The sequence below is a fragment of the Mycobacterium gordonae genome, from assembly GCF_002101675.1.
Lineage (GTDB): Bacteria > Actinomycetota > Actinomycetes > Mycobacteriales > Mycobacteriaceae > Mycobacterium > Mycobacterium gordonae.
The window spans coordinates 18,520-41,214 of the sequence record NZ_LQOY01000012.1; the positions used below are offsets into that span (position 1 = coordinate 18,520).

Here is a 22,695-nt window from a genome sequence, read left to right on the forward strand (position 1 = left end):
CATGGCCGAAGAACCTGATATCCCAGCCGTCGAGGAACTCGACGACGAAGTTCCTGCCGACGAAACCGGTACCGGCGAGCCCGAATCCGCCCGCCGGCGGCTCCGGATCACCAATCGGCTTACCCAGCCCGCCCGGGCAGTGGTTGTCAGCGCGGTGGTAGTGACAGCTTTGGCCGGGCTGACCGGCTGGCTGGGCTACCGCGCCTACTCCGAGCGCGAGGCGCAGGCGCAACGCGACCTGTTCGTGCAGACCGCACGGCAGGGCGCGGTGAACCTCACTACCATCAGCTACACCGAGATCGATTCCGACGTGCAACGGATCCTCGATCTGGCCACGGGGGCATTCCGTGACGATTTCGAGCACCGGTCCAAGCCGTTCATGGAGCTCGTCAAGGCGGCGCAGTCGGTTTCGGAAGGCACGGTGACCGACGCCGGACTCGAGTCCCAGCACGGTGACTCGGCTCAAGTGCTGGTCGCGGTCGCGGTGAAGTCACGCACCGCGGGCGGCGAAGAGGCGCCCCGGGAATGGCGGATGAAGATCGAGGTGAAGGCGATCGGCGACGACGCCAAGATGTCGAACGTGGTGTTCGTGCCATGACGACGCTGAGCGAGAGGACCGAGGACGCCATCACCGAAACATCCGACTCGATCGACGAAGGCGACACCACCGAACAGGTCTCGGAAATCGACGATATCGACGACATTGACGACGTCGAGGACGTCGAGGAGCCAGGCGCCCCGGCGCCGGCGAAGAAGCCGATCGCGTGGTCGCGGGTCCTCGCCTATGGTGTGCTGCCCGGGCTGGCGTTGCTGCTCGCCGTCGCGGCGGGCTACTTCAAGTGGATAGCCTTCTCCGGAACCGAGGTGGCACAGGCCCGCAGCGAGTCCATGCGGGTCGCCAGCGAGGACGCGGTCGCGCTGTTGTCCTACACTCCCGACACCGCAGAGAAACAACTCACCGCGGCCCGCGATCGGTTGACCGGCGATTTCAAGGACGCCTACACCGCACTCACCCGTCAGGTTGTCATCCCGGGTGCGAAAGAGAAGCGCATCGCGGCAGTCGCGAAAGTGAATGCAGCGGCATCGGTCTCGGCGACCGCCACCCACGCCGTCGTGCTGCTGTTCGTCGACCAGACCGTGACGATCGGCGACGGCGGTACTCCCACGGATACCCAACCCGTGATCCGGGTGACGCTGGAGAAAGTCGACGGCCGGTGGCTGGTCTCGCATTTCGACCCGGTATAGCGTGGTGGGCGCTATCTGCCGCGGTAACTGCAACGGCGGCAGCGACTTCGGTGATACCTACGGCCCACGCCGATAACAAGCGTCTCAATGACGCCGTCGTTTCCGGCGTCTACACCCTCCAGCACCAAGCCGGCTGCACCAACGACGTCGTCATGAACAACTCGCTCTACCTGGCCGCCCAGTGGCACGCCGACGACATGATGAGCAACAGGAACATCAACGACGACTTCGGATCCGACGGCTCGACACCCCAAGACCGGGCCAACGCCGCCGGCTTCCGCGGCAAAGTGACCGAGACCGTGGCCATCAACCCGGCGCTGTCGATCAGCAGCTTCGAGCTGTTCAACCAGTGGTACAACAACCCCGAATACCTGGCCATCATGCGGGACTGCGCCAACACCGCGATGGGTGTCTGGTCCGCCAACAGCCTGGACCGCACCGTGGTGGTGGCACTGTACGGGCAGCCGGCCACGCAACAGCGCTGACCGTCAGTCGTAGACCGGGGACCACATCCGGTCGAGCACCGCCTGCCTGATGTCGTCGTAGGTCGTGGTGGCGACACCGTCATCGACCGCGGCGTGGTAGACGGCCTCGGCGACCTTTGCCGAGATATCCCGCAGATTCTGCACGTCCGGTAGCAGTGAATCGCCGGGTGAGGCGGGGTTGGCTTGTTGAGCAACGGCTTTGGCCGAAGCGTGCAACATCGACTGGGTGAGCCGCCGGGCGCCGGCGACGATGATGCCCAGCCCGATGCCGGGAAACACCAACACATTGTTGGCCTGACCGATGGTGTACGTCGTCGCGTCGTGGACGACCGGTGCCATCGGGCTGCCGGTGGCCACCAGTGCCCGACCGTCCGACCACTGCACCAGATCGGCGGGCATGGCTTCCATCCGCGAGGTGGGGTTGGACAACGGGAAGATCATCGGGCGCTCGCAGTTGGCCGTCATCTCCTCGACCGCCTCCCGGGTGAACGCACCGTGCACCGCCGAGCAGCCCAGCAGCACCGTCGGCCCGGCGAGCTTGATGGCGTCGACCAGTCCGACGTACTCGCCGGCGCCCACACCCAGGCGGTCGCGGTTCTTGGCGTAGGGCACCTGGAAGTCACGCAGGTCGTCCATGTCGTCGAACAACAGACCCTGGCGGTCGATGGGCCAGATCTGTGCTGTCGCCTGTTCAGGGGTGGCGCCGTCGGCGATCATGGCGTCGCGGATCTGGTCGGCCACCCCGAGGCCTGCGGTGCCGGCGCCGAAGACCACGATGCGCTGGTCCCGCAACGGCTGGCCGGTGACTCGGCATCCGCCGTAGACCGCGGCCAGCACCACCGCGCCGGTGCCCTGCATGTCGTCGTTGAAGACGAGGTAATCATCGCCGTAGGTCTGCAGGATCTTGCGCGCGTTGGCCGGGCCGAAGTCTTCGAAATGCAGAATCGCGCGGGGAAACAGCCGGTGGGCGGTCTCGAGGTAGCGCCGGATGAAGTCGTCGTACTGCTCTCCGCGCCGGCGGGCGTGCCGGTTGCCCAGGTAGAACGGGTCCTGCAGCAACTGCTCGTTGTCGGTGCCGACGTCCAGCGACACCGCCAGGCAGCGCCGGGGATCGATGCCACCGCCGGCGGTGTAGAGCGCCAGCTTGCCGACGGTGATCTGGATGCCGCCCACCCCCCAGTCACCGATGCCCAGGATTGCTTCGGCGTCGGTGCACACGATCAGGTCGATGTCGTCGGGGCCCTGCCCGAGCGTCGCGAAGGCGTCGGCGATCTCGTCGGGGGCGTCGATGCTCAGGAACAAGCCGCGCTGCCCGCGGTACTCGTCGGAAAAGCGCTGAATCGCCTCGCCGACGGTCGGTGTGTACACCACCGGCATCAGCTCGGGCAGGTGATCGGTGAGCACCTTGTAGTAGAGCAGTTCGTGCCGGTAGTGCAGCTGTTCGAGGAGCAGATTGCGGCCCAGATCCGTTGCCATGCTTTGTAATTGGTGCCACACCCGGTCGGCCTGCTGGTCCAGGGTGAGTACCGCCGCTGGTAGGCGCCCGGTCAGTCCCAGTCGGCGCCGCTGTTCGTGGGTGAAGCCCACCCCACGGTTGAGGCTCGGTGTCGACAATGCTTCGGGGAATCGGGGCACGCAAGCATCGCTCATCACAAGCTCCGTCCGTGACTAGGGAGGCGTCACGCCACGTTAGCGCTGAATGAGCTACTGACGGTTACCAACCGGAGGCGGACTTGCGCGTGTCTGCGTTGAGTTCGGGGTGATCGACCATGTCGCAGATGCACACATCCTGGGCCCGGCGGCGGAAGCGGCCGGCGCGTTCGAACTTCAGGTGCTGGGCGTAGACCTTGTCGCGCTGGTTCTGGGAGAACGCGAGGTCCAGGTTGACCGGCAACCCGGCCCAATCGACCTGGTCAGCGCCTTGGCGGGTGCGGCAGTGCCGAGGACAGACAGTGTGCAGGGCGGTCTCAGACGGACCATCAGACTCCCGAGCCACGCGTACGACCCTCCCTCGAGTGCACGATCTCTTGGGTGAATGGTGCGACGCCCATGTTTCGTCGAAAGGCGCATGACGTTTCCGTCAAATTAAGCGACTACCCAGCCGTGCAGCTCAGTACACGTCGCGGTGGTAGCGCTTGTCCGCGCTCAGCGCCTGCACGAAGGCCCTGGCCGCTTCCGGGTCGAGTTTGCCGTGTTCGGCCGCGATATCGCAGATTGCCTGCTCAACGTCCTTGGCCATCGGGTCAGCACTGCCGCAGACGTATAGCTGGGCGCCCTCCTGAAGCCAGCTCCACAGGGTTGCGCCCCGCTTGCGCATCAAATGCTGCACGTACACCTTCTCCCGCTGATCCCGGGAGAATGCCAGGTCGAGCTCGGTGAGCAGGCCGTCGGCGTGCATGGCCTGGATCTCGTCGCGGTAGTAGAAGTCGGTGGCGGCGTGCTGCTCGCCGAAGAACAGCCAGTTGGGTCCGGTGTGGCCCAGCGCGCGCCGCTCCTGCAGAAACCCGCGGAACGGGGCGATCCCGGTGCCGGGCCCGACCATGATCATCGGGGTCTGCGGGTCGCTGGGGGGCCGGAAGTTCTTCGAAGTCCGCACATAGACCGCGATCCGGTCGCTGGGGGAGCGGTCGGCCAGATAGGTCGAGCACACCCCGCGTCGTGGGACGCCCCGGAAGTTGTAGCGCACCGGCGAGACCGTGAGATGTACCTCACCGGGATGCACTTTGGGGCTCGACGAGATCGAATAGAGCCTTGGCTGAAGGGGTTTGAGCACCGCGAGCCACTCGTCGACGGACGCGCGGACCGGCGCCTGCCCGAGTAGGTCCACCGACTGACGCCCCCATGACCAATCCGCCAGCGCCGCCTTGTTCTCCGGCCTCATCAGTTCGTCGAGGCGGCTGGCCGCGTCGGCGTCGACGGTGCGTTGCTGCACGAAGCGCAGCAGGTCGGGGCTGATGTGGGCGATCTCGAACCGGTCGGTCAGCGCGGTGCGCAACGACATCGCGCCGTGGTCGGCGACTTCCACCTCGCTGCGACCGTCCAGTCCGGTGACGGTCAGCCACTCGTCGACGAACTGCTCGTTGTTGTGCGGCCACACCCCGAGCGCGTCTCCGGCCTGGTAGTCGACGGTTGCCTCGGGCACGTCGAAAACCAGCTGCCGCACATCTTTTGCCGAGTGGGGCCGGCTCAGTGTGGTGTTGCGGATCAGATCGGTGACCAGGGGGCGTTTTTTGGTGTACTTCTGCGCAGCCGCGACGGGTGGTGCCGTCTTGCGGACCGGTGTCGGGGACAGGGCGCTCAGGATGTCGTCGAGCCAGCGGGCGGCAGCGGTTTCGTAATCGGGCTCGCAGTCGACGCGGTCGGTGATCCGGGTCGCGCCCAGTTCGGTGAGTCGCTCGTCGAGGCGGCGTCCGTGACCGCAGAAGTCGTTGTAGTTGGAGTCACCGAGGGCCAGGACGGCGTAGCGGGTGCCGTTCAGTTGCGGCGCATCCCCGCCCGACAGCGCCCGCCACACGGCGACACCGTTGTCCGGGGGGTCACCGTCACCGGTGGTGCTGGTGATCAACAGCAACTCGCGGGTGCCGGGCAGGTCGCTGATCGTGACGTCGTCCATGGCGTACAGGGCAACCGGTAGGCCGGCGTCGGTCAGGCGCGCCGCCACGTCGGCGGCGAGTTCCTCGGCGTTGCCGGTCTGGGAAGCCCACAACAACACGATCGGTGGCCGGCCGTCTTCGGTCTCGGGCTCGCGGTCGGTGTCGGCGGCTGCTGGCGCCGGCGTGCGCGAGCACATCCCCGCGATCACGCCGTCCAGCCACATCCGGGTCCGGGTGTCGAACGGTGCGCTGACGGGCACGGTGGGTAGTCCGGTCATCGGACGGCCGGCTTCTACCCGCAGTCCGGCGAGCAGCCCCGCCAGGTAGGCGCGACCGTGCGGATCGAACTCGGGTGCTGGTTCGGCTGCCACGCCGAGGAATTCGGCGATCGCATCGATCTGGGACAGGCTGACATGCGGCGCCTGGTGATGAGTTTCGGGATGCTGCGGTGTCGTCGCAGTGGGGCCGGCGACCTTGGTCAGGGTGACCGCGCAGGCCTTGTATTCCGGTTGGCGCGACACCGGGTCGACGGCGTCATTGGTGACGGCATTAATCGACAGGTACTCACCGAAGGTGTCGTTCCAATGGAACGGGGCGAAACAGTTGCCTGGCCGCACCCGGTCGGTGACGACGGCGGGCAGCACGGCACGGCCTCGCCGGGACGCGATCTCGACCCGATCACCGTCGGAAATGCGTTGGCGGGCAGCGTCTTCGGGATGAATCTCGACGAATGGTCCGGGGTTGAGTTTGTTGAGCTTGGCGACCCTGCCGGTCTTGGTCAGGGTGTGCCACTGGTGCGGCAGGCGCCCGGTGTTGAGCAGGAACGGGTAGTCGTTGTCCGGCATCTCCTCCGGCGAGAGGTGCGGACGGGCGAAGAAGACGGCCCGGCCGTGCGGAGTCGGAAACACGAGCCGGGGCACGCGTCCGTCCTCGCGGACCAGCCGGGTCTGGCTGACGCTGTCATTGAGGTAGCGAATCGGGTTGCGGTCGGCCGGGCTGCCGGGCGGGCAGGGCCACTGCACCGGCGTCTGGCGTAGCCGTTCGTAGCTGACACCGCGAATGTCGTAGCCGGTCTTGGGGTTGGCGAAGCGCTTGATCTCCTCGAACACGTCTTCAGCTGAGTCGTAGGTGAACGACTCGGAAAAGCCCATCGCACAGGCCATTTGGGCGATGATCTGCCAGTCCGGCAGGGCCTGCCCCGGCGGATCGACCGCCTTGCGGAACAGGGTGAGGTTGCGCTCGGAGTTGACCATCACCCCGTCGGATTCCGTCCACAGTGCCGCGGGCAACACCACATCCGCGTATTCGTTGGTCTCGGTCTCCAGATACGCGTCCTGGGTGATCACCAACTCGGCCTGCTCCAGGCCGGCCAGCACCGTCTTCCGGTTGGCGACGGTGGCAACGGGGTTGGTGCACATGATCCAGCACGCCTTGATCGCACCGTCGGCCATCCGGGTGAACATGTCAATCACACCATCGCTCACCTCGGTGCGCAGCGAACCGCGGGGAATGCCCCACTGGTCCTCGGTGAACTCGCGGTCGTCGGTGCTGGTCACCGTCCGCTGACCCGGCAGACCTGGCCCCATGTAACCCATTTCCCGCCCGCCCATGGCGTTGGGCTGGCCGGTGAGCGAAAACGGCCCGCTCCCGATTTTGCAGATCGCTCCGGTGGCCAGATGCAGGTTGCAGACGGCATTGGTGTTCCAGGTGCCGTGGGTGCTCTGGTTGAGGCCCATCGTCCAGCAGCTCATCCAATTGGCGGCCTCGCCGATCCACCGTGCCGCGGTGCGGATGTCGTCGGCGGGAATACCCGTGATTTCACTGACCCGGTCCGGAGTGAACTGTTCCAGGAAGGTGGGCATCACCTCCCAGCCGGTGGTGAACTCGGCGATGAAATCGGGGTCGGTGTGCCCGTTGCGGACGATCAGATGCAGCAAACCGTTGAGCAGCGCGAGATCCGAGCCGGGGGCGATCTGCAGGAAGAGGTCGGCCTTGGCGGCGGTCGCGGTGCGGCGCGGATCGACGACGATCAGCTTGGCGCCGGCTTTGACCCGTTCCATCATGCGCAAAAACAAAATCGGATGGCAGTCGGCCATATTCGCGCCGATCACGAAGAACACGTCGGCGTGGTCGAAGTCCTGGTATGAACCCGGGGGCCCGTCGGCACCCAACGACAGCTTGTAACCCGAACTGGCGCCCGCCATACACAGTCGCGAGTTCGATTCGATCTGATTGGTTCCGATGAAACCCTTGGCCAGCTTGTTCGCCAGGTACTGGGCTTCCAGTGACATCTGGCCGGACACGTACAGGGCTACCGCGTCGGGTCCGTGTTTGTCGATGATGGCGCGTAACCGCTCGGCGGATCGCATGATCGCGGTGTCGGTGTCGACGGATTCGAAGGGCTGACCGCGGTCCGTCCGTGAGTATGCCGACTCCGCTCGCCCCGGTGCGGCCAGAAAGTCAGCGGTGGTGTTTCCCTTGGTGCACAGACGGCCGAAATTGGCCGGATGGTTGTCCTGCCCAACGGCTTTGGCGATGTGACGCCGGCCGCTTTCCGGGTCGGTTGTGATCTGCAGCACCATTCCACAGCCGACGCCGCAGTAGGCGCACATGGTGCGCACGGCGTCGTCGGGGGACCGCATGGTGATTTCCGACCTCTCCTCTCGGGCACAGGGATCTGCCCAAAATCGTCCGTCAGTGATGTTTCGGTCCGGCGCATCCGAGGTTTCAGCGGCTTTACGGACTTCTCGCAGTGGGGTATGGCGTTGTGTGCGCAGTCCGACATCATCGCGAAAATCGGCTGGTGAGCAGGCGCCGGCAATCAGTGCGAGCCCAGTCCTCGTTGACCAGTTAGCTGTGCCGAGGCTACCCACGCCGGTGCCCGTTTCATGCCCTACACCAGGGGTTTTGACCAAACTCGACGGACATTCACAGTGTGCATCCAGCTGCGGCCTCCGGTCCCGAGGGCTTTCGCTAAGCTCGCGGGGTGCGGTCTCGGTTCGGCGCTGTCGTGCTCATGCTGGGTGTGGCGGTCGCAGGTTGTGACGGTCAATCGTCCACCCAGCCCAGGGCAAAGCCGGATTCCTGCAAGGACTCAGACAGCCCCACCGCCGACACGGTGCGCCGGGCCATCGCCTCCGTCCCGATCGAGGTGCCGGGTTCGGCATGGGTGGAGATCGCGCGCGGCCACACCCGCAAATGCCGGCTCAACTGGGTCCAGATCATCCCCACCATCGCCTCGGAATCGACGCCGCAGCAACTGCTTTTCTTCGATCGCAACAGGCCACTGGGTTCCCCCACTTCGAATCCCAAGCCCTACATCACGGTGCTGGCGCCGGCCGATGACACCGTCACCGTGCAGTACCAGTGGCGCATTGACAAAGACGAGGAATGTTGCCCGACCGGCAGGGGCACGGTGAAGTTCGAGATCGGACCGGACGGCAAACTCAAGGCGCTCGGCCCCATCCCGCATCAGCCGCCCAGCTAACTCCCAGCCCGGGCCCTATTCAGCACTTCTACAGCACACCTACAGCAGGTTCAGGCTGCTTCTGGCGTGCTTGACGCCGGTTGGCCTGGCACGCTTGAGCTTCCGTGCCGGACATAGGTGTGAAGTCACAGTGAGGAGGGTCATGTACTCGCAGACGCTGCCGCAAAGGGTGGAGTCGCGCGACGACGTCGCCAACGGTCGTCGTAGCCCGCGTCACATCTCGCACTTTGACGCCGAAGATGTGGTGGCGTGGGAGGCCGGCAACAAGGTCATCGCGCGACGGAACCTGTTGTGGTCGGTCGTCACGGTTCACCTCGGGTACTCGGTGTGGACGCTGTGGCCGGTGATGGAACTGTTCATGCCGGAAAAGGTGTACGGGTTTTCCACGGGCGACAAGCTGCTGCTGGGCATTACCGCAACGTTGGTCGGCGCCTGCCTGCGGATGCCGTATTCCTTGGCGACCGCGGTTTTCGGCGGACGGAGCTGGGCGATCCTTTCGTCGGTGGCCTTACTGGTTCCTGTCCTCGGCACCATGGTGTTGTTGGCGCACCCCGGTCTGCCGTTGTGGCCGTACCTGATCTGCGCTGCGCTCACCGGATTGGGGGGTGGCAATTTCGCGGCCTCCATGAGCAACGCCAATGCCTTCTATCCGCACCGGCTCAAGGGCTCGGCCCTCGGATTGGCCGGCGGCATCGGCAATCTCGGCGTACCCGCGATCCAATTGGTCGGACTGCTGGTGATCGCCACCGCGGGTGACCGCAAGCCGTACCTGGTGTGCGGACTGTATGCGGTGTCGCTGGTGATCGCCGCGATCGGCGTGACCCGATGCATGAATACCGTTGAACAGCATCACGTTAAGCCGGAGAAGCTGCGGCCGATCATCACCGCGATGTTCGGGGCCCGCGACACCTGGCTGCTCTCGCTGCTCTACCTCGGCACGTTCGGCTCGTTCATCGGGTTCTCCTTCGCGTTCGGCCAGGTATTGCAAACCAACTTCGTGGCCAGCGGGGAAACCGTGGCGCAAGCCAGCCTGCACGCCGCCGAACTGGCCTTCCTCGGGCCGTTGTTGGCCGCGGCCGCAAGGGTTTACGGTGGCCGCTTGGCCGACCGCATCGGCGGCAGCCGCCTCACGCTGATGGTGTTCCTCGGCATGGCACTGACCGCTGGACTGTTGATCAACACCAGTGCGCATCAACAAAGCCACCATCACGGCGGCGCCGCCATGGCCGGCTACTTCGCCTGCTTCATAACACTTTTCGTGCTGTCGGGACTCGGCAACGGATCGGTCTACAAGATGATTCCGACGATCTTCGAATCCTGCAGCCGCTCGCTCGACCTCGGCGAAGCCGACCGTCGGGAATGGTCACGGATCATCTCCGGCGTGGTCATCGGTTTCGTGGCGTCCGTTGGCGCCCTTGGTGGGGTCGGCATCAACCTCGCGCTGCGGACATCCTATGAGAGCACCGGCGCCGGGACCGAGGCGTTCTGGATCTTCATGTGCTGCTACGCCGCGGCCGCGGCGCTGACCTGGCATGCCTACGTCCGCAAGTCGGTCACCCCCGTGGTGGCCGCGCCGGCGGAAATCGCGGTGCGGAAGGCCTAATCGGGAAGATTCTCCGGGTGCAGCATCTCGGCGTACCGCAGCTGCTCCGGGATGCCGAACCCGTCGACCAGCGTCCGGGCATGCGGTCGCAGCACCCGGCACCGGTCGTTGATGCCTCGGGTGACCGCTTTGGCCCGCTCGGTCGACAGGTAGCGGTGCTCGATGAACCACGCCTTGTCCTCTTCGATCACCGACAACGCGTACAGGTCACACACCACGCCGAGCAGCTCGCGCGCCTCACGGTCCGGGCAGGACTCGATCCCGGCGACGAAGGCTTCCAGCACCACCGTGTCGATGTGCGCCTGCGCGGCGTGCAGCACGTGATCCTGCACGGCGTTGAACGCATCGAAGGCCGACATTTCTTTGGACTTGCCCTGCAGCCGGCGCGCCACCGAAGACAGCAGGTAATCCTCACGGTCTTCGAACATCTGAACCTGGGTGCCGCGGTTGAACAGGCTGCCTTCCTCCTCGTTGTCCTGCCGAGAGTCCACGATGCGCTGCATTATCGCTTCGGCCGCAGTGCGTTTCTTCACCCGGTCGCCCACCGTGTTGGCCGCGAAACGCACCCATTCGACCGGGCTCATGCTCTTGATGTCATCGGCGTAGGCGGTCAGCAGTTCCTTGGCCACCAGCTGGGTCAGCACATGGTTGTCACCCTCGAAGGTGGTGAACACATCGGTGTCGGCCCGCAATCCGATCAGCCGGTTCTCGGCCATGTAACCGGCGCCGCCGCACGCTTCCCGCGCCTCCTGGATGGCTCGTGAGGCATGCCAGGTGTTGGCAGCCTTCAGCCCGGCGGCACGCGCCTCCAGTTCACGCTGCTCCTCGGCGTCCACCACATCGGAGGTCTGCAGATCGTGGCATTTCGACACCAGTTCGTTCTGGGCGAATTGCAGCGCATAGGATTTGGCGATCAACGGGAACAACCGCCGCTGGTGCACCAGATAGTCCATGATCAGCACTTCGTGGTCGTCGTCGCCCGGAGCGCTGAATTGCCTGCGCTGCAACGCATAACGGGTGGCGATGTCCAGCGCGACGTGGGCCGCGTTGCCGGCGCTGCCGCCGACGGTGACCCGGCCCCGGATCAGCGTGCCGATCATTGTGAAGAAGCGCCGGTTGGCGTTGTCGATCGGTGAGGTGTAGGTGCCGTCGGGTTCGACCTCGCCGTACTTGTTCAGCAGATTGACCCGGGGCACCCGGACGTTGTCGAACATGATGCGACCGTTGTCGACACCGGGCAGCCCGCCCTTGTAGTGACAGTCCGAGGTGGTCACGCCCGGCAGGTCGTTGCCGTCGGCGTCGCGGATGGGCACCAGGACGCAGTGCACGCCGTGGTTGACCGGCTTGCCGTCCTGATGGGTGATCAGCTGCGCGAAAACCGCTGCGATGGTCGCTGTTTCGGCCGCACCGCCGATGTAGTCCTTGCGGGAGGTCGGGGTGGGGGAGTTGACGACGAACTCTTCGGTCTCGGGGTCGTACGTCGCCGTCGTCTCCAGTGACTGGACGTCACTGCCGTGCCCGGTCTCGGTCATCGCAAAACAACCGAGCAGATCGAGGGTGATGATGTCCTTGACGTAGGAGGCGTGGCGCTCGGTGCCCAGGTTCTCGACGGCGCCGCCGAACAGGCCCCACTGCACGCCGGCCTTGACCATCAGGGACAGATCCGACATCGCCAGCATCTCGATCATCGTCACCGCCGCACCGACGTCACCGGTGCCCCCGTGTTCTTTGCGGAACCCCTCGTCAGAGACACCGGCGGCCGCCATCATCTGCATCTGCTCGGCGACCTTCGCGCGGGCGATGACCGTGTTGGGGGTGTGGTGCGGGCGGAACGCTTCGTGTGAGAGCTTGACCCGCGTCTCGTTCTTCACGTCGCGCCAACGCCCGTCGAGCGCGTCACGGATGTAGTCGGCAGTGCTCTTGTTGTCTGACGCCATTCCACGACCGTAGCCCGTCGCCCGCCCCGTCGGAATAAGTCGGCCCTATGAACACAGTGTGTCGCGGAAATCGACTTGTCGTTGCGGGGGCGCCAAGCCTTCGTGGTCATCATCGGCCAAGGGCCGCGGCGGGGGCCGGCGCGGTGTTGCGTCCTCCGAATCTCGTTCAGGGACACCACAATTGCGACGCGCCGAGCGCCGGTGCGCGGCCGATGTTCCGCGCAGACAACCGGCCACGCACTCTCGCGTCGCGGGGCCGCAAAGCCGACGCCACTGCTCTCGGTGATACCCGCGGCGACATCGACGAGATGGCGCGCGGACGGGCCTTCAGTTGCGACGAGCCGGTCCTCGACACCCAGCTCGGGTGTCGCACGACGGCCGCTGCGGATACCGATCTACGGGCAGGCAATCGGCACGGGAATGAAGCTGCCGGTGGGCCAGCACAACCCCGGCGGAAGAGGCGGCGGAGGCTGATACCCCGAGTCTGGGGGCTTCGGTGGTGGATTATCCCCGTCCCAGATCATGTTGGACACGTTGCCCATCCCAGGCCACAGGTAGTAGTAGGTGTGGCACACGGTCATGTCCCAGCCCCGGAATGGGTCGGTGACGTGGTTGCCGGTCGCCGGTAGGGGATCTCCTGGGCACCACTGCTTCGGTGGACCCCATCCGTTGTCGTCGGTGGCGAATGGGCCGGGGGCCAGTGGAACAGAACCGGGATCGGCCTGGGCGATTCCCGTGGCAAAACCTAAGCCGGCAACGGCCACACCTCCCGACAGCAACGCTCCGCCGACGATCCTCTTCAACCTGGGATCAGCCATCATCAATGATTCCTTTCTTTGTCGAGTCGCCCGCCGAGACGGATGTCGTTCCGGTCTGCCGGGCCAGGGGCGGGAAGCTAGGGGCACATGAAGCTGATCGCCGGGCATTCCCGTCTGGTGATCGCCTCGATCGGCGGGTTGTCGCCGTCCCAGATCGAGATCGGGCTGCCTTGTGAGGTGACGTTGCCCATCCCATAGTTGGTTGGATACCAGGTGTGGCAGACGCTCCAGTCCCAGTCGATGAACTGGTTGGTGATGTAGGGCGGCTGCTTGGGATTGCCCGGGCACCATTGGTGCGGCGCGAAGGTGTCCGCATGGGCGGTGGCCATGCCGCACCCACTCACCGCGGTGCACGCGGCCAGCACCGCGCCGGCGATGACTTGTTTTGTTGCTCGGGCCGGCAACATAATCGCCCTCCTCTACGTTTGGAGTAGGCAGATGATAACTACGTAATCGACCCGTGGCAGGCGATTTGACGGCGTGCTATTCACGCCCACCGTCGAATCTCCGACCGCAGGCATGATCGCTGATCCTTTTCTCTGTTGCGGCAACATTAGATTCGCCGAGTTGCGAAATCCTGGCGTCCGGCGCGACGTTATCGGCAGAGCTCGAGCGCCTGTTCAGCAAGCCTCGGCTTTAGGACGCACAATGCATCTCGGCACCGAGATATCGACTGGACGGCCGGTGGTGGCGTGACCGAGGTCACTATCCAGCGCGATGAATGAATTCAATTACGACCACACCTGCGCAATTCCCGCCACATATCAGCAGCGCAGGTCTAAGGCAACGTGTTGGAAGATCAGCCGTTATCCACTTCGGGGCAACGATTGTTGCTTTTCGCGATCTGCTGGCGTGATAGTGGGCGGGCGCAATCGATAACGGACGAATCCGAGCCACAGCGCGGCGAGGACGCCCAACATGAGCATGTCGAACACCCACCAGCCCGAATAATGGCTCCACACCGCGTTGTCAGCGGCCAGCTTGTCGATCCGCCGCAAGTCCACGGTGGCGGCCGACGCGGCGAATCCCCACTGTGCCGGAATGAACCACGAGACCTGGTCGTAGCCCCAGGTTCCCACCAAGGAAACCAATCCGCCGGCAAACAACAGCGAGGCTAGCAACGCCGGGATCAGCAGCGGCACTACTTCGGCCATCGACTTGCCCAGCGAAGACAGCGCGAGGCCCACGATCGCCGAGACAATAGCCGTCGCCGCCACGCTGAGGTAAAGCTCGATGCCGGCCGCCAGCGGGGAAGTGCCGAGCAGGGCCGCGCCGTGTCTGGGGCCGCCTTTGGCCACAATGACGATTGCGGTCAGGATTGCCGCCTGCACTGCGGCGATGAGACCGAACACGATGAGCTTGGCGAGCAGATACGCCGATGCCGACAACCCGATTGTCTGCTCCCGCCGGAAGATTCGGCGCTCGGAAACCACGCTGCCGATGGTGAGCACGGTGCCCATGAGCACCGCGGCGAAATTCAGCGCGGCCAGAATCTCGATGGCTTCGTGTGTGTTCGCCGACGCCGGGCCGGGCCTGGCCAACCCGGAGTTGCCCGGGATCAACAACGTCAGCGCTCCCAGTGCGAAGGACAACGCCGACAGCAACACCGAATACACCGGGCTGGCCAGCAACAGCCGCAGCTGGCGACGGGCCAGCATCCGCAATTGTCGACCGAAGCCGGGAGCCGGCGCGAGCCGTTGCGGTCTGGCGACCGACGGTGGCGTCGACGACACCGACGCCTGCTGCCGCATCAGGAATGCGTGATGGGCGCCGTACGGGTCCGCGCTGATCCGCCCGAAGATGTCGAACCAGTCTGTGCTGCCCAGCGCCGAGTCGACGTGCGAGGGCGGCCCGGCGAACGCCAATTGGCCCGCCGGGGTCAGCAGCAGCACCTGGTCGCACATGTTGAGGTACGCCGGAGAGGTGCCGGCTATCACCACCACGCAGCCGAGGTCGGCCTGCCGGCGCAGCAGTGCCATAACGTGATGCTCCTGCACCGGATCCAGCCCCGCCCCCGGCCCCTCGACCACCAACAGCGACGGCCTGGTGAGCAGCTCGACCGCCAGCGACACGCAGCGGCGCGCTTCGGGAGGCAGTTTGGCGACCCGGGTCGTGCGATGCGGGGTCAGCTCGAGTTCGTCGAGAACCTGGGCAATGACCCTTTCGCGGTTCTCCGGCGAGGTGTTGGGGGGCAGCCGCAGCTCGGCCGCATATCCCAGGGCACGCTCCACGGTAAGGCGGGGTTGCGCCCGGTTGTCCCGCGACACCACGCCGATCCGCAACCGCAGCACGTCGGGCTCGGCATGCGCGTCGTGGCCGTCGACGGTCAGCAGACCCCCGCTCCGGGGTCGGGTTCCGCCGAGCAGCCCGGTCAGGGCGAAATTGCGCGCCGCCGACGGTCCGACCACCGCGATCAGCGAACCGGGTGGCGCCGTGAACGTGATGTTCGACAGCACCTCGGTGCCATCGACGGTGCACCCGAGGTTGTAAGCGGCTACCCCGATCGTGCGTGCGCCCGGCAGCAGCGGTAGCCGGCTGGTCTGCGGTGGGAGCTCGTCGAGTTCGGGATCGGTGCGCCCCGGAAGCATTTTTCGGCCCGCCTCGGTCATTCGCTCGACCAGCCCCGGCGCCTTGGCCGGTGCGTCGTCGACCGCCGCCGGGGCGGTAGCTGCGTCTGCCGACGGAACCCGGAAGGGCCGGGTAGGTCGCTCCAAGGGGGAGGGTTCAACCGGGCCGTAGTCGGCGGCCGGTGGGGCGGGGATGGCGGTGGTCGGGGGGTCCTCGGCCGGTGGGGCGGGGATTGCGGTAGTCGGTGGGTCCTCGGCCGGTGGGGCGGGAATGCTGGTGGGCGCCGGCTCGGCCGGGCTTTCCAGGGGCGCCTGGACGAGCGGCGGCGCCGGTTTCTTCACCCCCATCGGATCGGTGTTCGGCGGGGGCGCATCGTCTGGAGCGGTGACCTGGAATCTGAGCCGCGGTCCGCTCTGGGGGTCGCCGATCGCGATCGTCTGACCGTCGCGGATGTCGATGGTCGACATCCGGACCCCGTCGAGAAAGAGCCCCCGGTGGCTCTGGTCGACGGCCAGCCAGTGGGTGCCGGCGAAGCGCAGCACCACATCGGGAACGGGTTGAGTGTCGGGGCCGGGACCGTCGGGATCCAGTCGGACGTCGCAGTGTCCGCCGTGCCCCACGATCACATCGCGGCCCGGCGCGAAGACGTACCGCATCGATCCGACCCATACGGTCAACGGGGAGACGTCAGGGATGGCCGCCACCTTTCATCGGGGGTTACTGACTCAAGTGTCTACCCGCTCAGGCGGTGCCTCCACTCGCGCTGGTGCGATCAGAGTGTGTGGCGGCCCGGCGCGTTGGCGGCGTTTTCCAGCAGCCGCCGCAATACCTCGACGGCATCGGTCAGGACCTGACGGTCCGCGGCATCGAGGCGGGCCAGTTGTGGTTCGATGGCGGCGGCCCGGTCCCTGCGGACCGCGTTGAGCGTGTGGACGCCCGTGGGTGTGATTTTGATCCGGACCGCGCGGGCGTCACCGGGGTCGACCGTTCGGGACACCAGTCCGGCGTCCTCGAGGCGACGCACCTGAGTTGTCATCGTCGGTTGGGAACAGTGGTCGACGGCGGCCAGATCGCCGATGCGCGCTTCGCCCTGCGCCTCGATGGTTGCCAGCAGCCGGGCCTGCGCCGAGGGCAGCGGCATCTGGATGCGCTGAGTGGCCAGGCGATTCAACCGCGCGACGACTGCCAGCAGGTCGGCTCCCAGACCGTGCGCGACGTCGGCGCCCTCTGCCGCGGCGGGCGAAGTCATATGCCCATCGTTGCATAGCTTTGCTATGCGAGACGAATCGTGAAGGCCGTCACGTCAAATGTCCGGGCGGCTGTGTGCTGGCACCTGGCGGCAAGTGGACCTGGCAGAATCGGTCGAGTGAGCGAGATCGGGCCATCCCCTTCGCGCGCTCGGGGTGGACCGCTGCGACCGAGTGAATTGGCGCAAGCGTCGGTAATGGCCGCGCTGTGCGCGGTGACCGCCATCATCTCCGTCGTTGTGCCGTTTGCCGCGGGACTGGCGCTGCTGGGCACCGTCCCTACCGGCCTGCTGGCCTACCGATACCGGCTCCGGGTACTGATCACGGCGACGGTCGCCGCCGGCGTCATCGCCTTCCTGATCGCCGGCGGTGGCGGGTTGATGGGCGTAATCCAGAGCGCCTACATCGGAGGGCTCACCGGCATCATCAAGCGCCGGGGTCGCGGCACCCCCACGGTGGTGGTGTCATCGGTCATCGCGGGCCTGGTGTTCGGCGCCGGCAACGTCGGGGTGTTGACGGTGTTGACCCGCCTGCGGCACCTGATGCGCGACGCGATCAGCGCGAACGTGAACGGGCTGGCGTCGTTTCTGGGCCGGGTGGGCTTGGAGGATGTCGGGTCGTGGCTGAAGGCGACCTACGCCGCGGCGCTGCACTACTGGCAGCTGGTCTTACTCGGCAGTGTCACCGTCGCGGTCATCGTCATCTCACTGATCGGGTGGTGGGCCCTGTCCCGGCTGCTGGAGCGGATGCGGGGCATCCCGGACGTGCACAAGCTGGACGCGCCCGCCGGTGACGGTGGCGCCGCCGCCGTCGGCCCCGTGCCGGTGCGGCTGGACCACGTGCGGTTCCGCTACCCAGGCGCCGGCCAGGATGCATTGCGCGAGATCAGCCTGGACATCGGCGAGGGCGAACACGTCGCGATCACCGGCGCAAACGGCTCCGGCAAAACCACCCTGATGTTGCTTCTGGCCGGCCGGGAACCGACATCGGGCACGGTGCACCGCCCAGGTGCGGTTGGGCTGGGCAAGCTGGGTGGCACGGCGGTGGTGCTGCAACATCCCGAGAGTCAGGTGCTCGGCACCCGGGTTGCCGACGACGTGGTGTGGGGGCTGCCGCCGGGTACCAAGACCGACGTCGAAACATTGCTGCGCGAGGTGGGACTGGAAGATCTGGCCGAACGCGACACCGGCAGCCTGTCCGGTGGCGAATTGCAGCGGCTGGCGCTGGCCGCCGCACTGGCCCGTGAGCCCGCGATGCTGATCGCCGACGAAGTCACCACCATGGTGGATCAGCAGGGCCGCGAGGGCTTGCTGAACGTGCTGTCGGGTCTCACCAAGCGGCACCGGACCGCACTGGTGCACATTACGCACTACAACAACGAAGCCGAATCTGCAGACCGCACAATCAAACTCAGTGATTCTCCGGACAACTCAGGCATGGTCCAGCCCGCAGGGGATGCGCAGCTGCCCACGGTGGGAGTGGGTGGCACACGCAGTGGGTCGACGCTTGAACTCGTCGGCGTCGGCCATGAATATGGCATCGGGACCCCGTGGGCGAAGACGGCGCTGCGCGACATCAACTTCGTCGTCGAACAGGGCGACGGTGTGCTGATCCATGGCGGCAACGGTTCGGGCAAGTCGACGCTGGCGTGGATCATGGCCGGTCTGACGTCGCCGACGAGTGGGGTGTGTCTGCTGGATGGGCGTCCCACCGACGAGCAGGTGGGCGCGGTGGCGTTGTCGTTCCAGGCGGCCCGGCTGCAATTGATGCGCAGCCGCGTCGACTTGGAAGTCGCCTCCGCGGCCGGTTTCTCACACAAAGACCACGATCGGGTCATCGCGGCGCTCGGTGTCGTCGGACTCGACCCTGCGCTGGCCAGCCGCAGCATCGACAAGCTCAGCGGCGGCCAGATGCGTCGGGTCGTCCTGGCCGGCCTGCTCGCCTGCCAACCCAAGGCGCTGATCCTCGATGAGCCGCTGGCCGGGTTGGATGCCGAGAGCCAGAGCGGGTTGCTGCGCCTGCTCGAGGATCTGCGCCGGGAGCGGGGTCTGACGGTAGTGGTCATCTCGCACGACCTGGTCGGGATGGAGAGCCTGTGCCCGCGCACCTTGCATCTGCGTGACGGCGTCTTGGAGTCGGCCTCCGCATCAGCGGCGGGACCGGGGGGTACGCCGTGACCACCACATCGCACCCGAGACAGCGCGAGACCCGCAGGCCCGGCCGGCCGGTGGTGTTGCTGGTTCCCATACCTGGCTCCTCACGCATCCACGAGCTGTGGGCGGGCACCAAACTCCTGGTGGTATTCGGCATTTCAGTGTTACTGGCCTTCTATCCGGGCTGGGTGACGATCGGATGTGCTGCCGCCCTGGTGCTGGCGGCGATCTGGACCGCGCACATTCCCCGCGGTGCGTTGCCGTCGATACCCCGGTGGCTGTGGATCGTGGTCGCCATCGGTGGCTTCACCGCGGCGCTGGCCGGCGGTGACCCACTGGTCTCGGCGTTCGGCCTCGAGGTAGGCCTGGGCGGTTTCTTGAACTTCCTGCGGATCACCGCGCTCACACTGGTGCTGCTGGCGTTGGGCGGTCTGGTTTCATACACCACCAACGTTGCCGAAATCGGGCCCGCCGTAGCCACTTTGGGCCGGCCGTTGCGGTTGCTGCGGCTGCCGATCGACGAGTGGGCGGTGGCGCTGGCGCTGGCGTTGCGTGCCTTCCCGATGCTGATCGACGAGTTCCAGGTGCTGTACGCGGCGCGCCGACTGCGGCCGAAACCGGTGCCGCGCAACCGCAAAGAAAAGCGTCAGCAGCGCAGGCTGGAGGTCATCGATCTGCTCGCGGCCACCATCACCGTGACGCTGCGCCGCGCGGACGAGATGGGCGACGCGATCACCGCGCGCGGCGGCACGGGTCAGTTGTCGGCCCACCCGCGCCGGCCCAAGCTTTCGGACTGGGTCGCGATGACGATCTCCGTGCTGGTCTGCGGTGCGGGTGTGGCGATTCAGACGATGCTCACCGTGCGCTGACATTTGTGACGGTCTGCCTCAAGGCCGCATCCGGTCGATGAGGTTGGACAGCACCACGATGCTCTCGCTGCGCTCGACGTCGGCGCTGGACCGAATGCGCTCCAGCGCGGTCTCCAGGTGCCGCATGTCCCGGGCAAGCACATGCAGGATCGCGTCCGAGGTACCGGTCACCGTGGCGGCGCTGACCACCTCGGGGATGTCCACCCACGCCTCTCGCAACTTCTCCGGGGCAATCCGGCCGTGACAGAAGACCTGCACGTACGCCTCGGTGTTCCAGCCCAGCGCGTTGTGGTCGACGACGGTGGTGAAGCCCCGGATCACACCGCTGTCGAGCATCCGGTCCACCCGGCGCTTCACCGCCGGCGCGGACAGATTCACCTTCTGACCGATTTCGGCGAACGTGGCCCGCGCGTGTTCGGCGAGCTCGACCAGAATGCGCTCGTCCGTGTCGTCCAGGCGGTCCATCCGGCACCTCCTCGTCGTTCACACAACAAATCACCGCTGTACGAAGCGTAGCGCAACATATCGATGGTAAATGCGCAATGTACTTCGTTTGCTTGCGTAGAAGCGGCGCCATAGCGTTGATATTTATGACGGACAACTATGTTGACGCTCGATTCGTGCCCGGGTTGAGGTCGGCCTGCCCACGCGAACGTCAGCCCACCGCACGGCACTATGCGATGACACCGCCGACCTTTTTCGCCGTCGACTACGCCATCAACCCCTGGATGGACACCAGCACGGCGGTCGACGTCAGCCTCGCCACGGTGCAGTGGGAGCGGCTGCGCGAAACCTACGTCCGGCTGGGTCATCGGGTGGATCTCATTGAGCCGGTGGCGGGCCTGCCGGACATGGTGTACGCCGCCAACGGCGGATTCGTCGCTGATGACATCGCGATCGTCGCGCGATTCCGGTTCGCCGAGCGTGCCGAGGAATCCCGGGCATATGCGAAGTGGATGTCCTCGGTCGGGTACCGGCCCGTGACCACCCGCCACATCAACGAGGGGCAGGGCGACCTGATGCTGATCGGCGATATGGTGCTGGCGGGCTACGGGTTTCGCACCGATCCACGCGCGCACGCCGAGATCGCGGCGGCCCTGCGAATGCCGGTGGTATCCCTCGAGTTGGTGGATCCGCGCTTCTATCACCTGGATACCGCGCTGGCCGTCCTCGACGAACACACCATCGCCTACTATCCGCCGGCGTTCAGCGAATCGGCCCAGACCCAATTGCGGGCGCTGTTCGCCGACGCCATCATCGTCGGCACGTCGGATGCCTACCTGTTCGGGCTCAACGCCGTCTCCGATGGCCGCCATGTCGTGCTGCCCTCCGCGGCAACGGGTTTCGCGGATCAGTTGCGGGCGGCCGGTTTCGAGCCGATTGGCGTCGACCTGTCCGAACTGCTCAAGGGCGGTGGTTCGGTGAAGTGCTGCACATTGGAGGTACACCCATGACGATTTTGGCCGACCTGACCGACACCGCCATCGACCTGGTGGAAAGGCATGCCGCTCATAACTATTCGCCTCTTCCGGTGGTGGCGGCCAGCGCCGAGGGCGTCTGGATCACCGATGTGGACGGCCGCCGCTACCTGGACTGCCTGGCAGCCTATTCGGCGGTCAACTTCGGTCACCGTCATCCCGAGATCGTCGCGACGGCCCACGCTCAGCTCGACACCGTGACGCTGGTAAGCCGCGCCTTCCACTCTGACCGCCTCGGGCCCTTCTGCGCGGCGCTCGCCGAGCTGTGCGCAAAGGACATGGTGTTGCCGATGAACTCGGGCGCCGAGGCCGTCGAGAGCGGTCTGAAGGTTGCCCGCAAGTGGGGCACCGACGTCAAGGGCGTCCCGGCCGGGCAGGCCAATATCATCGTGGCCGACAACAACTTTCACGGCCGCACGATCAGCATCGTCAGTTTCTCGTCCGATCCGGTGGCACGCGGGGGATTCGGTCCCTTCACGCCCGGGTTCCGTTCGGTGCCGTTCGGTGACGCCGCCGCGCTGGCGCGCGCGATCGACGAGCACACCGTCGCGGTACTGCTCGAGCCGATCCAGGGCGAGGCGGGCATCATCGTGCCGCCGGATGACTACCTGCCCGCGGTGCGTGCCCTCTGCAGCGAACACAACGTGCTGATGATCGCCGACGAGATCCAGTCGGGGTTGGCGCGCACGGGATACACGTTCGCCTGCGACCGCTGGGGCGTGGTGCCCGACGTCTACCTCCTCGGCAAGGCGCTAGGCGGAGGCGTGGTGCCGCTGTCGGCGGTGGTCGCCGACGCCGATGTGCTAGGCGTGCTGAACCCGGGTGAGCATGGCTCGACGTTCGGCGGCAACCCGCTGGCCGCCGCGATCGGCGCCACCGTCGTGGGCCTGCTGGCCAGGGGAGAGTTCCAGGCGCGCTCGGCCGAACTCGGGACGCACCTGCACGAGGGGTTGGGTGCGCTGATTGGCGGCGGGGTGACGGCGGTGCGCGGTTTCGGCCTGTGGGCCGGTGTCGACATCGACCCGCAACTGGGCACCGGCAAGCAGATCAGCCTGCGGCTGGCCGACCGCGGCGTGCTGGTGAAGGACACCCACGACTGGACGCTGCGGTTCGCCCCGCCGCTGGTGATCACCGCCGCGGAGATCGAATGGGTCGTGGCGCAGTTCGCCGCGGTGCTGCGGGAGGCCATACTGAGCTGACACAGCGAGGGGA

Annotated in this window: 18 protein-coding genes; 9 read left to right on the plus strand and 9 right to left on the minus strand. The window is 66.2% G+C overall.

Going from position 1 to position 22,695, the window contains the following annotated elements:
• Window position 1: 1 nt before the first annotated feature.
• From AWC08_RS01020 to AWC08_RS01030, 3 genes are read left to right on the plus strand one after another with little or no spacing between them, the layout of a single operon-like run.
• On the plus strand, window positions 2-598 hold the full coding sequence (locus tag AWC08_RS01020) for an Mce protein (protein WP_065137542.1): 597 nt from the start codon (window positions 2-4) through the stop codon (window positions 596-598).
• The gene (locus AWC08_RS01025) at window positions 595-1,245 is read left to right on the plus strand and encodes a hypothetical protein (RefSeq protein WP_232007783.1); all 651 of its coding nucleotides are present in this window, start codon (window positions 595-597) and stop codon (window positions 1,243-1,245) included. The genes AWC08_RS01020 and AWC08_RS01025 overlap by 4 nt, the downstream gene beginning before the upstream one ends.
• 50 nt (window positions 1,246-1,295) lie before the next feature.
• Window positions 1,296-1,730 (plus strand): CAP domain-containing protein, encoded by a 435-nt coding sequence (locus tag AWC08_RS01030; protein ID WP_372511564.1) that lies wholly within the window; start codon window positions 1,296-1,298, stop codon window positions 1,728-1,730.
• A gap of 3 nt (window positions 1,731-1,733) precedes the next feature.
• On the opposite strand, the gene AWC08_RS01035 is transcribed toward AWC08_RS01030, so the two are convergent.
• The 3 genes from AWC08_RS01035 to AWC08_RS01045 form a co-directional block, all read right to left on the minus strand.
• Window positions 1,734-3,380 (minus strand): NAD-dependent malic enzyme, encoded by a 1,647-nt coding sequence (locus AWC08_RS01035; protein ID WP_069433133.1) that lies wholly within the window; start codon window positions 3,378-3,380, stop codon window positions 1,734-1,736.
• Window positions 3,381-3,444: 64 nt separating this feature from the next.
• On the minus strand, window positions 3,445-3,690 hold the full coding sequence (locus AWC08_RS01040) for a hypothetical protein (protein WP_065137557.1): 246 nt from the start codon (window positions 3,688-3,690) through the stop codon (window positions 3,445-3,447).
• 150 nt (window positions 3,691-3,840) lie between these two features.
• The gene (locus AWC08_RS01045; protein WP_069433132.1) at window positions 3,841-7,965 is read right to left on the minus strand and encodes a bifunctional nitrate reductase/sulfite reductase flavoprotein subunit alpha; all 4,125 of its coding nucleotides are present in this window, start codon (window positions 7,963-7,965) and stop codon (window positions 3,841-3,843) included.
• A 374-nt stretch (window positions 7,966-8,339) separates the two neighbouring features.
• Here AWC08_RS01045 and AWC08_RS01050 point away from each other — a divergent pair, with 374 nt between their 5' ends.
• Window positions 8,340-8,810 carry an LppP/LprE family lipoprotein gene (locus AWC08_RS01050; RefSeq protein WP_082986811.1) on the plus strand — a complete coding sequence of 157 codons (471 nt, stop codon included), beginning with the start codon at window positions 8,340-8,342 and terminating at the stop codon, window positions 8,808-8,810.
• A gap of 142 nt (window positions 8,811-8,952) precedes the next feature.
• Window positions 8,953-10,413 (plus strand): nitrate/nitrite transporter, encoded by a 1,461-nt coding sequence (locus AWC08_RS01055; protein ID WP_082986810.1) that lies wholly within the window; start codon window positions 8,953-8,955, stop codon window positions 10,411-10,413.
• On the opposite strand, the gene AWC08_RS01060 is transcribed toward AWC08_RS01055, so the two are convergent.
• From AWC08_RS01060 to AWC08_RS01085, 5 genes are all read right to left on the minus strand, one after another.
• Window positions 10,410-12,350: an acyl-CoA dehydrogenase family protein gene (locus tag AWC08_RS01060; RefSeq protein ID WP_069433131.1), complete on the minus strand. Its 1,941-nt coding sequence runs from the start codon at window positions 12,348-12,350 to the stop codon at window positions 10,410-10,412. The genes AWC08_RS01055 and AWC08_RS01060 overlap by 4 nt on opposite strands.
• Before the next feature lie 395 nt (window positions 12,351-12,745).
• The gene (locus AWC08_RS01065; protein ID WP_142283348.1) at window positions 12,746-13,171 is read right to left on the minus strand and encodes a hypothetical protein; all 426 of its coding nucleotides are present in this window, start codon (window positions 13,169-13,171) and stop codon (window positions 12,746-12,748) included.
• A 74-nt stretch (window positions 13,172-13,245) separates the two neighbouring features.
• A complete protein-coding gene (locus AWC08_RS01070; protein ID WP_065137548.1) occupies window positions 13,246-13,575 on the minus strand; it encodes a hypothetical protein in 330 nt (109 codons plus the stop codon).
• Window positions 13,576-13,974: 399 nt separating this feature from the next.
• Complete coding sequence (locus tag AWC08_RS01075) at window positions 13,975-16,392, minus strand: ABC transporter permease (protein ID WP_085087319.1); 2,418 nt, start codon at window positions 16,390-16,392, stop codon at window positions 13,975-13,977.
• A 116-nt stretch (window positions 16,393-16,508) separates the two neighbouring features.
• Entirely contained in the window at window positions 16,509-16,985 is a 477-nt protein-coding gene (locus AWC08_RS01085; RefSeq protein WP_065131986.1) for a MarR family winged helix-turn-helix transcriptional regulator, read from the minus strand.
• Between the two features lie 117 nt (window positions 16,986-17,102).
• Here AWC08_RS01085 and AWC08_RS01090 point away from each other — a divergent pair, with 117 nt between their 5' ends.
• Together AWC08_RS01090 and AWC08_RS01095 are read left to right on the plus strand one after the other, a co-directional pair.
• On the plus strand, window positions 17,103-19,160 hold the full coding sequence (locus AWC08_RS01090) for an ATP-binding cassette domain-containing protein (RefSeq protein WP_414855563.1): 2,058 nt from the start codon (window positions 17,103-17,105) through the stop codon (window positions 19,158-19,160).
• Window positions 19,157-20,005 (plus strand): CbiQ family ECF transporter T component, encoded by an 849-nt coding sequence (locus AWC08_RS01095; protein WP_065131984.1) that lies wholly within the window; start codon window positions 19,157-19,159, stop codon window positions 20,003-20,005. The genes AWC08_RS01090 and AWC08_RS01095 overlap by 4 nt, the downstream gene beginning before the upstream one ends.
• An 18-nt stretch (window positions 20,006-20,023) precedes the next feature.
• Here the strand turns inward: AWC08_RS01095 and AWC08_RS01100 are convergent, their stop codons facing one another.
• The gene (locus AWC08_RS01100; protein ID WP_065131983.1) at window positions 20,024-20,470 is read right to left on the minus strand and encodes an Rv2324 family transcriptional regulator; all 447 of its coding nucleotides are present in this window, start codon (window positions 20,468-20,470) and stop codon (window positions 20,024-20,026) included.
• Window positions 20,471-20,595: 125 nt separating this feature from the next.
• On the opposite strand from AWC08_RS01100, the gene ddaH reads away from it, so the two are divergent.
• Complete coding sequence (gene ddaH, locus AWC08_RS01105) at window positions 20,596-21,459, plus strand: dimethylargininase (RefSeq protein WP_065131982.1); 864 nt, start codon at window positions 20,596-20,598, stop codon at window positions 21,457-21,459.
• Window positions 21,456-22,682 carry an ornithine--oxo-acid transaminase gene (gene rocD, locus AWC08_RS01110; RefSeq protein WP_069433128.1) on the plus strand — a complete coding sequence of 409 codons (1,227 nt, stop codon included), beginning with the start codon at window positions 21,456-21,458 and terminating at the stop codon, window positions 22,680-22,682. Before ddaH ends, rocD begins: the two co-directional genes overlap by 4 nt.
• Window positions 22,683-22,695 lie beyond the last annotated feature (13 nt).

What these genes read in the sequence shown, in the direction of transcription:
- AWC08_RS01075 (WP_085087319.1), bottom strand. Translation starts at nt 16,392, where the DNA reads ATGCGGTACGTCTTCGCGCCGGGCCGCGATGTGATCGTGGGGCACGGC.
- AWC08_RS01020 (WP_065137542.1), top strand. Translation starts at nt 2, where the DNA reads ATGGCCGAAGAACCTGATATCCCAGCCGTCGAGGAACTCGACGACGAA.
- AWC08_RS01035 (WP_069433133.1), bottom strand. Translation starts at nt 3,380, where the DNA reads ATGAGCGATGCTTGCGTGCCCCGATTCCCCGAAGCATTGTCGACACCG.
- AWC08_RS01060 (WP_069433131.1), bottom strand. Translation starts at nt 12,350, where the DNA reads ATGGCGTCAGACAACAAGAGCACTGCCGACTACATCCGTGACGCGCTC.
- AWC08_RS01065 (WP_142283348.1), bottom strand. Translation starts at nt 13,171, where the DNA reads ATGATGGCTGATCCCAGGTTGAAGAGGATCGTCGGCGGAGCGTTGCTG.
- AWC08_RS01025 (WP_232007783.1), top strand. Translation starts at nt 595, where the DNA reads ATGACGACGCTGAGCGAGAGGACCGAGGACGCCATCACCGAAACATCC.
- AWC08_RS01050 (WP_082986811.1), top strand. Translation starts at nt 8,340, where the DNA reads ATGCTGGGTGTGGCGGTCGCAGGTTGTGACGGTCAATCGTCCACCCAG.
- AWC08_RS01070 (WP_065137548.1), bottom strand. Translation starts at nt 13,575, where the DNA reads ATGTTGCCGGCCCGAGCAACAAAACAAGTCATCGCCGGCGCGGTGCTG.
- rocD (WP_069433128.1), top strand. Translation starts at nt 21,456, where the DNA reads ATGACGATTTTGGCCGACCTGACCGACACCGCCATCGACCTGGTGGAA.
- AWC08_RS01045 (WP_069433132.1), bottom strand. Translation starts at nt 7,965, where the DNA reads ATGCGGTCCCCCGACGACGCCGTGCGCACCATGTGCGCCTACTGCGGC.
- ddaH (WP_065131982.1), top strand. Translation starts at nt 20,596, where the DNA reads ATGACGGACAACTATGTTGACGCTCGATTCGTGCCCGGGTTGAGGTCG.
- AWC08_RS01085 (WP_065131986.1), bottom strand. Translation starts at nt 16,985, where the DNA reads ATGACTTCGCCCGCCGCGGCAGAGGGCGCCGACGTCGCGCACGGTCTG.
- AWC08_RS01055 (WP_082986810.1), top strand. Translation starts at nt 8,953, where the DNA reads ATGTACTCGCAGACGCTGCCGCAAAGGGTGGAGTCGCGCGACGACGTC.
- AWC08_RS01100 (WP_065131983.1), bottom strand. Translation starts at nt 20,470, where the DNA reads ATGGACCGCCTGGACGACACGGACGAGCGCATTCTGGTCGAGCTCGCC.